Consider the following 8,662-nt stretch of genomic DNA (forward strand, 5'->3'; position numbering starts at 1 on the left):
TTGCACAAAATGTTAAATAATTAACAAATTGAGAACAATAGCTTCTTGCGTCCAAGACATCATCGTATCGAGTCCTTTTTTAGAAGAAGGATTATCTAGACAAATCATTAATTTTTCTGCCTTAGCAAAAGACTTGAATCAGCCTATTTCTGAGATGCTACGTAAACCTGTAAAAGATGGAGCGATAATGATGGCATTAAGACGGTATCAGCAACCATCTCATCTTGAAAATTCTAAGCGTTTAAGGAAGACGTTTAAGCAATTAGGAGATATTACTGTACGTTCAAATTTAAGTGATTTTACATTTCAAAATTCTAAAACTTTAATAGATAGTCATTCGCAAGTTTTGAACCATATCAGTACAAATCATCAAGTTTTTTATGCGTTTACTAGAGGTGTGTTTGAGAGCAATATAATTATATCAACGTCTGAAAAAGAGAGTGTTTTCAATGCGTTTAAAAATGAAACACAAATAGGATTTCAGGAAAAACTATCTGCTATTAGTCTTTATTTGCCAAGTGGTAATTCAAAGATTGCCGGTTTATATTACCAAATTTTTAAGCGTTTAGCATGGGAGAATATTACCTTATATGAGGTCGTCTCTACGACGAATGAGTTCACAATTGTGGTCGAAGACGACTTGGTTGATAACGCATTTTCAGTAATTAAAAGATTAAAGGAATAATCTGCTTTTGGCGAAATAAATTTCAATACTTACTGTGTTCACTTTAGTCAAATTATAAAAGTTAAGGTCTTTGAGGTGATTTAGACTTTTTGTAGGGTAGCCAAAATTATAGAACTTTTATCTTGAGTTAGCCTTTTTGTAATAGCAAAGCCTTAGTCAAGGTATGAGAAAAAGCCCAAATCAGGGTAAATAAGATGAAATTAAAGCAAAATAAAAAGTTTAAATCACTTCACTATAAAAACTATTGGTAAAAACCTTAAGTATGTTTATTTTTGCAGCTAATACAATGAATATAATGACTTCGGAAATTTTAGCGAAGACAAAACATAAATTTTAAAATATTTCCTATTTCAGGGATAACATAAATTGATTATTTATTATGAATTTACACGAATATCAAGGAAAAGAATTATTAAGCAGCTTCGGCGTACGTATTCAACGTGGTATTGTTGCACAAAATGCTGATGAAGCAGTTGCTGCAGCAAAGAAATTAACCGAAGACACAGGTACTGGTTGGCACGTGATTAAAGCACAAGTTCATGCAGGTGGACGTGGGAAAGGTGGCGGAGTTAAGCTAGCAAAAAGCCTTGATGAAGTAAAAAGAATAACAGAGCAGATTATTGGGATGGACTTAGTGACACCTCAAACATCTGCCGAAGGTAAACGTGTACACCAAGTACTGGTAACAGAAGATGTCTATTATCCTGGAGATTCTGAGCCAGAAGAATATTATATGTCTGTTCTTTTAAACAGGGCAACAGGTCGTAATATGATCATGTATTCTACAGAAGGAGGTATGGATATTGAAACTGTTGCCGAGGAAACTCCTCATTTAATTTTCCATGAAGAAATAGATCCTTCAACGGGAATCTTACCATTTCAAGCACGTAAAATTGCTTTTAATTTAGGATTATCGGGAGCAGCATTTAAAGACATGACAAAATTTGTTACGGCGTTATATACCGCCTACGACAAATCTGATTCGTCATTATTTGAAATTAACCCAGTGTTAAAGACAAGTGATGATAAAATTATGGCAGTAGATGCAAAAGTGTCTATAGACGACAATGCTTTGTTTAGACATAAAGATTTAGCAGATTTACGTGATTTACGTGAAGAGAATCCTATTGAAGTAGAAGCTGGAGAACATGGATTAAATTATGTAGACCTTGACGGTAATGTTGGTTGCATGGTTAATGGTGCAGGTTTAGCAATGGCAACTATGGATTTAATTAAGCAAGCAGGTGGAGAACCCGCTAACTTTTTAGATGTTGGAGGTACTGCAGATGCTACAAGAGTAGAAATTGCATTTGAGCTTATTTTAAGAGATCCAGCTGTAAAAGCCATATTGATTAATATCTTTGGAGGTATCGTTCGTTGTGATCGCGTTGCTCAAGGTGTTATTGATGCTTATAAAAACATGGGTAACATTACTGTACCAATTATTGTTCGTTTACAAGGAACAAATGCAGACATCGCTAAAAAATTGATTGATGATTCTGGATTAGATGTCATGAGTGCTACAGAATTTCAAGAAGCAGCAGATAAAGTACAGCAAGTTTTAGCTTAAAACTATGATCATTTCTAGTGTCGCACTGAGCATAGTTAAAGTGCGAAAGCTAAGAATCAAATAATACTGACCTGTTACGTTTTTAACGTAACAGGTTTTTTTTTACGGAATCTTTTTTATCTTTCTGTATCTACAGTAAAATAATCAAGTCATGAGAAATAGTAGCGTATGGATTGTCATGGTATTCTCTTTATTGGCGTGCTCAGATGATGACAAGACAAAACGTATAGAAATCAAATTATTAGGAACTTGGCAACTCTCAGAAGTTTACTCAGATCCAGGTGATGGAAGTGGATATTTTACAAGTATCGATAGCGAAAAAATACTTACTTTTTTATCGAGCGGAACAATAAATTCAAATGCATAATTTATGCTTTATGTTTTCAGAAATCGGTGATTCATCAACAAGGACTTTCTTTGAAACTGATATGACAATTTCAGTTTCTGGTTGTGATATGACACCACCAACACTGTTTTTTGAAATTATAGGCTCAAACCTCGTTTTGTCTTATGCATGTATTGAGGCTTGCCTAGAAAAGTATGAGAAACTTTAAAATAGAAGCACTTGCTAATGAAGTGTATTTTTTATTAAGTCTCCTAAACTAGTTTTAAATAAGAATTCTAGTCGTTTATTTTATGTTTAACTAGTTTGTAGATATGACCAAATGGTTCTTTGTTAGATTTGTTTTTAATTATAAATGTAATCCACACTCCGTCTTAGGATTATTATTCCAACGACCATTACGATCATCACCAGGAACTGTACAATGCTTACAACCAATAGAATTATATCCTTTTGCAACTAAAGGATGAAAGGGTAAATCATGTGTTGCAATGTAAGCGTCACGTTGTTGTTTTGAAATATCCAGCAAAGGATAAAACTTTAAAATCTCACCACGTAATTCAAAAACATCAAGTGTAGAACGGTGGTCACTTTGCCATTCCATTAAACCAGAAACCCATACTTTGTATTGGTTTTTGATTATGTCTAAAGGTTTTACTTTGTTTATAGAGCAACAAAAATCTGGATTCTTTGTCCAGGTTTCGTCTTTGGTTGTAAACTCGTGTTCTTCTTTTAAAGCACTAATAGACGCTACTTTTAATCCGTAACGTTGTGTCAGTTCTTCTTTGTATTTCAGTGTCTCTTCAAAATGATAGCCCGTATCAATAAAAAAGACAGTTTGATTTTTATTTACTTCGGAAAACAGCTTCAATAAGAAAGCAGATGTTGCCGCAAAAGAACTGGTGAGCATCACTTCAGAAACCTCAAAATCTTTGTATAATTGTATTATACGATCCGTCGCAGATAACCGTTTGTACGTTTTGTTAAGTGCTTTAATTTCTGCTTCTGAAATATTGGGAATGACTTTTTTTACTGAGGTTGTTTCGAACATAGGGATTCAATATAATATGGAAAGTTACGATACATTTCTGAAGACTATATAGTGGTGTAAAATTTTTATGCTTTTGATGATTTAAGGTTTCTTTTTTTGAGGTTTTGGCATTGGACCACGTAAATGAATGATCAATGCATTAAGAAAATTTCTTAGTACTTGATCACCACACTCCATATAATTAGGATGGTCTTCACGCCTAAACATAGCATTAAGCTCACTTTTAGTAATTCTAAAATCAACGAGTTCTAATATTTTTACAATATCATCATCACGAAGTTTATGTGCGACTCTTAATTTTTTGAATATATCGTTGTTTGTCATCTCAATTTTGATTTATATGCCCTTTAAAAAGGTCTCTATTGTGTTGTTGATGTGAAATTTAAAGCTCTTTATGTTTTATTTTTAGAGCCTCTGTGGATCATAATTTGTAATTAAAACGAAAGTACATAAATTTTAATAATTACTAACGGTGCAGTTCATCGATAATTAATTTTGAAAGTTTAAAAACCGACGAACGGTAGAGTGTTTTTATAATGCTGTAAATCAGATATTTAAGAAGTAATTTAGTAGAAATGTAGGAAAAGCACGACGAATGGCATGCTTTTTTTCGACAAGCGACTATTTATACATGATTATAATCGAAACAAACAAAGTAAATTTATAAAACAAAATAAGAAGAATCCCTCGAATATGATAAATCGCGTTGAAAAATTAAGCCTGCTGTCTGAAATGATAGCCTTTGCAAAAGCTGACGATCCTATAAAATCCTTTGAATATAAATTTTTGTTTAGTATTGCCAAACAATTAGAAATCTCAAAAGATGACTTTGACTATTTATGTCAGTACCCAGTAACAAACGTAAATTTAAAATCGCACAGTGAGCGTATTGTGCAGTTTCATAGATTAGTGTTACTTACAAATCTTGATAGTGATATCTCAAGAAAAAAATTAGTTAAACTACATAATTTCGGATTACGAATGGGTTTAAGTCATGACTCTATTAATCGTGTTTTAGATTTAATGGAAAGTTTCCCTAATAGAATGGTTCCGCCAGATTTCTTGATTGATATATTTAAAGTTCAGTATAATTAGTATTTCATAGAGTCTCAAAGAATCTTAAGTAATACAATAAAATGCTCTATAATTAAAATTATAGAGCATTTTATGTGTTATAAAGAGATGAAGTTATTCAATGTGTCAATTTAAGGAGTATACATTATAATGGCGGCAACCAAGTTCACTTTGTGTGGTTGTCAAAAAGGCTAACTAACCTTCAACTTCTCTAGTTTATCTTGATAGCCTTTTAATTCATCTCTCAATTTTGCAGCAATAATAAAATCTAAGGCTTTAGCCGCTTGCTCCATTAATTTACGTTTTTCACGAATTTTCTTTTCCAATTCACCCTTAGTTAAGTATTCACTTTCAGGTTCAGCAGCTCTAGCAGCTTCCAGTTCGTAACTGTAAGTACTCACAGAGTTTTTGGATAATGCACTAGCTAGACTTTTCTTCAAGGCAGTTGGAACCAGATTATGCTTTGTATTATAGGCGATTTGTTTCCCACGTCTGTATTCGGTTTCATCCATTGTTTTTTGCATACTCTTGGTGATTTTATCTGCATACATAATGGCTTTACCATTAAGGTTCCTAGCGGCTCTACCTACAGTTTGAGTAAGAGAACGATTAGAACGTAAAAAACCTTCTTTATCGGCATCTAAAATAGCAACCAAGGATACTTCAGGGAGATCTAAACCTTCACGTAATAAATTAACACCAACGAGAACATCAAATACGCCTTTTCTCAAATCTTGCATGATTTCTACACGCTCTAAAGTATCTACATCACTATGAATATAACGACATCTAATTTGAATACGGTCTAGGTATTTAGCTAATTCCTCAGCCATACGTTTAGTCAACGTAGTCACTAAGGTGCGCTCATCTTTTTCTATGCGTTGGTGTATTTCTTCAACTAAATCATCTATTTGATTTAAACTTGGACGAACTTCAATAATTGGATCTAATAATCCCGTAGGTCTAATCACTTGCTCCACAAAGACACCATCTGTTTTTTGTAATTCGTAATCAGCAGGCGTCGCACTTACATAAATGACTTGGTTTTGTAACGCTTCAAATTCTTCAAATTTTAAAGGCCTGTTGTCCATGGCTGCGGGCAATCTAAATCCGTAATCTACCAAATTCACTTTTCTGCTTCTATCACCTCCATACATGGCGTGTACTTGAGAAAGGGTGACGTGACTTTCGTCAACAACCATTAAAAAATCTTCTGGAAAATAGTCTAATAAACAGAATGGCCTCGTACCTGGTTGCCTACCGTCGAGATAACGAGAGTAGTTCTCAATCCCAGAGCAATATCCTAATTCACGAATCATTTCTAGATCAAATTCTGTACGTTCTTTTAAACGTTTTGCTTCTAAATGTTTGCCTATTTCTTTAAAATAGTCATGTTGTTCTACTAAGTCATCTTGAATTCCGCGAATGGCACCTTGTAACACATCTGGAGACGTGACAAACATATTTGCAGGATAGATGGTGAGTCTGTCATAGTGCTCAATAACTTCATTGGTTTGAATATTAAACTGTTCAATATCCTCAATCTCATCTCCAAAAAAGTGAATGCGAAACGCATCGTCTGCATAACTTGGAAAGATGTCAACGGTATCTCCTTTTATTCTGAAATTTCCATGCTTGAAGTCTGCTTCTGTTCTAGAGTATAAGCTTTGTACGAGTTTATGTAGTAAATCGGTTCTCGAAATTTCTTGATTAGTTTCCAAGGAAATCACATTCTTTTGAAATTCTACAGGGTTTCCAATACCATATAAACACGATACCGAAGCCACAACGATTACATCACGACGACCAGAGAGTAGAGAAGAGGTTGTACTTAAACGCATCTTCTCAATTTCTTCGTTGATAGATAAATCTTTCTCTATATAAACTCCAGATGTAGGGATGTAAGCTTCAGGTTGATAATAATCATAATAAGACACAAAATATTCTACAGCATTTTCTGGAAAGAACTGCTTGAACTCAGAATATAACTGAGCAGCCAATGTCTTATTATGTGCCAAAACTAAAGTAGGTCGTTGCACTTCTTCAATAACATTTGCTACTGTAAATGTTTTACCAGAACCTGTTACACCAAGTAAGGTTTGAAACTTTTCTTTGGAGTTTATACCATTAACTAATTGTTTGATGGCTTCTGGTTGATCTCCTGTAGGTTTAAATTCTGATTGTACTTTAAAACGCATTTTGCAAAGTTACGATAAAGCGTTTATATTTTAATTGTGTGATGCTTTCAATTCTGTTCAAATATCTTTTTCTGACTTTTGATCATATTATGTTGCTCTGTTATTACTTTAGTAAGTAGTGCACTTAGATTGTTGTAGCGAACACTTAACGATCCATGTTTATTATTGATTAATAACGCCTGTCCTGCATATCCTATTTTTTCGAGTAACACCGATATCTTGAGCTATAAATCCCATTTATCAAGTTTTGTTAATATAATTTACAGTTTGTAATTACTTCACCATACCTAACTTTTAGGGTAACTCACAATTTTTTTATTTCTAACGATTATAAAAAGTCACAATTTATAACACTTGAATTACTACCTACGTAATTCAAGTGTTTTTAAGACGTAATTTCAAGGCGTATTTGAAAACGTTTTGTCAAAAAACCAATAGCTATAAATTGAAAAATTATTAAAAGTGTGAGTCTTGTTTTTATAATTCATAGTATTATTGAATAATGACTTTCTTTGTTCTTAGTTTTAGTTTAGCCCCCAATAAGTTCGGAGTGTTATTTTAAATTTCAAATAATACCTTTGAGATATGAAATACAAGAAATGGAGTCTAGCAGAAAAGTTAGAAATTTTAGCCTCATGCGATGACATAGGAGTTGTAGAATCCTGTCGTAAATACAGCGTTAGTACAGGGACTTTATACAGCTGGAAGAAGAAGCACGAGAGTCAGGGCGAAGCAGGCTTAAAAGTTACTTATGATGTTCGTAGTAAAGAATTAAAACAAGCACAGGAGGAAAACAGAATACTCCGTAAGTTGTTAAGTAATAAAGAGATTGAATTAGAAGTACAACGTGAACTTTTAAAAAAAAAGTTTGGGACATCCGATCCAAGAAAGATTTAGTAGATACTGTTTTTAACACATATAAAATCAGTAAAACTAGCATAATCAATATGGTAGGAATGGTTCACAGCAGTTATTATCGCAGACCAAGCTTTGGAAGAAAAGGAAATAAGCCAAGTGAGTTTACGTATCATAATAAGAATGGATTAGTTACTCAGGATGCTGTTATTGCGTCTGTAAAGACCATACTAAGTCATCCTTTTATAGATTGTGGCTACAGATTAATGACTTCTTATTTGACTCGAGATGGTTATGTAATCAACCATAAAAAGCTGTACAGAATAATGAAAGAAGCGAACCTATTGAAGTTAGAAGACCGCATTGACAGGAGCGGTTCTGGGCGTAAGTTTGTTAAATTCAGAAAAGTAAAAACTACAAAACCTTTTGATTGTTTAGAAATGGACATAAAGATGGTTTGGATTCCTAGCGCTGGTAAAAACGCTTATTTGCTATCTGTAATAGATGTTCATACGCGAAGAATATTAATAGACCTTTTTGCCTTTTCAATTAAACAAGCTCAAGTGATAACATTGCTGTCTGACTTATTTATGAACTATCAATACCCTAACAATGTAGTGATTAGAAGTGATAATGGAAGTCAATTTATTGCCAACAATGTAAGAGAATATCTAGGACTTATAGGAGTGGCCCAAGAATTTACACATATAGCAACACCAGAAGAAAATGCTCACATAGAGGCCTATCACGGAATTTTAAAGAAAGAAGTTTTTCAGCGATTTGAATATAGAACCTTTGGAGAAATAGAAAAAATCCTTAAAGAATATGTTTTATTTTACAACAAAGAAAGGCTTCACGGACTATTAGGAAGAATAACACCAATGGA

10 protein-coding genes are annotated in these 8,662 nt (G+C 33.4%); 7 read left to right on the forward strand and 3 right to left on the reverse strand.

Features of this window, described 5'->3' with window-relative positions:
- Positions 1 to 28 precede the first annotated feature (28 nt).
- The 4 genes from H593_RS0111640 to H593_RS0111655 all read left to right on the forward strand — a co-directional run bounded on the left by H593_RS0111640 (position 29) and on the right by H593_RS0111655 (position 2,809).
- A complete protein-coding gene (locus H593_RS0111640; RefSeq protein WP_028872607.1) occupies positions 29 to 685 on the forward strand; it encodes a hypothetical protein in 657 nt (218 codons plus the stop codon).
- A gap of 379 nt (positions 686 to 1,064) precedes the next feature.
- Positions 1,065 to 2,255 carry an ADP-forming succinate--CoA ligase subunit beta gene (gene sucC / locus H593_RS0111645; protein ID WP_028872608.1) on the forward strand — a complete coding sequence of 397 codons (1,191 nt, stop codon included), beginning with the start codon at positions 1,065 to 1,067 and terminating at the stop codon, positions 2,253 to 2,255.
- Positions 2,256 to 2,406: 151 nt separating this feature from the next.
- The gene (locus H593_RS0111650) at positions 2,407 to 2,622 is read left to right on the forward strand and encodes a hypothetical protein (protein WP_028872609.1); all 216 of its coding nucleotides are present in this window, start codon (positions 2,407 to 2,409) and stop codon (positions 2,620 to 2,622) included.
- 10 nt (positions 2,623 to 2,632) lie between these two features.
- Positions 2,633 to 2,809 carry a hypothetical protein gene (locus H593_RS0111655; RefSeq protein ID WP_157588841.1) on the forward strand — a complete coding sequence of 59 codons (177 nt, stop codon included), beginning with the start codon at positions 2,633 to 2,635 and terminating at the stop codon, positions 2,807 to 2,809.
- Positions 2,810 to 2,947: 138 nt separating this feature from the next.
- Here H593_RS0111655 and H593_RS0111660 read toward each other — a convergent pair whose 3' ends face one another.
- The gene (locus tag H593_RS0111660) at positions 2,948 to 3,649 is read right to left on the reverse strand and encodes a phosphoadenylyl-sulfate reductase (RefSeq protein WP_028872611.1); all 702 of its coding nucleotides are present in this window, start codon (positions 3,647 to 3,649) and stop codon (positions 2,948 to 2,950) included.
- Positions 3,650 to 3,730: 81 nt separating this feature from the next.
- Positions 3,731 to 3,973: a DUF1456 family protein gene (locus H593_RS0111665; protein WP_037052213.1), complete on the reverse strand. Its 243-nt coding sequence runs from the start codon at positions 3,971 to 3,973 to the stop codon at positions 3,731 to 3,733.
- A gap of 369 nt (positions 3,974 to 4,342) precedes the next feature.
- Here H593_RS0111665 and H593_RS0111670 point away from each other — a divergent pair, with 369 nt between their 5' ends.
- Complete coding sequence (locus H593_RS0111670) at positions 4,343 to 4,744, forward strand: hypothetical protein (protein ID WP_028872613.1); 402 nt, start codon at positions 4,343 to 4,345, stop codon at positions 4,742 to 4,744.
- A 170-nt stretch (positions 4,745 to 4,914) separates the two neighbouring features.
- Here H593_RS0111670 and uvrB read toward each other — a convergent pair whose 3' ends face one another.
- A complete protein-coding gene (uvrB, locus tag H593_RS0111675; protein ID WP_028872614.1) occupies positions 4,915 to 6,921 on the reverse strand; it encodes an excinuclease ABC subunit UvrB in 2,007 nt (668 codons plus the stop codon).
- A gap of 585 nt (positions 6,922 to 7,506) precedes the next feature.
- Here uvrB and H593_RS0111680 point away from each other — a divergent pair.
- Both H593_RS0111680 and H593_RS0111685 read left to right on the forward strand, forming a co-directional pair.
- Positions 7,507 to 7,818 (forward strand): transposase, encoded by a 312-nt coding sequence (locus H593_RS0111680; RefSeq protein ID WP_028872615.1) that lies wholly within the window; start codon positions 7,507 to 7,509, stop codon positions 7,816 to 7,818.
- A 41-nt stretch (positions 7,819 to 7,859) separates the two neighbouring features.
- A partial coding sequence (locus H593_RS0111685) for a DDE-type integrase/transposase/recombinase (protein ID WP_245585045.1) occupies positions 7,860 to 8,662 on the forward strand: 803 nt, incomplete at its 3' end.

This window comes from Psychroserpens burtonensis DSM 12212, from assembly GCF_000425305.1.
Classification (GTDB): domain Bacteria; phylum Bacteroidota; class Bacteroidia; order Flavobacteriales; family Flavobacteriaceae; genus Psychroserpens; species Psychroserpens burtonensis.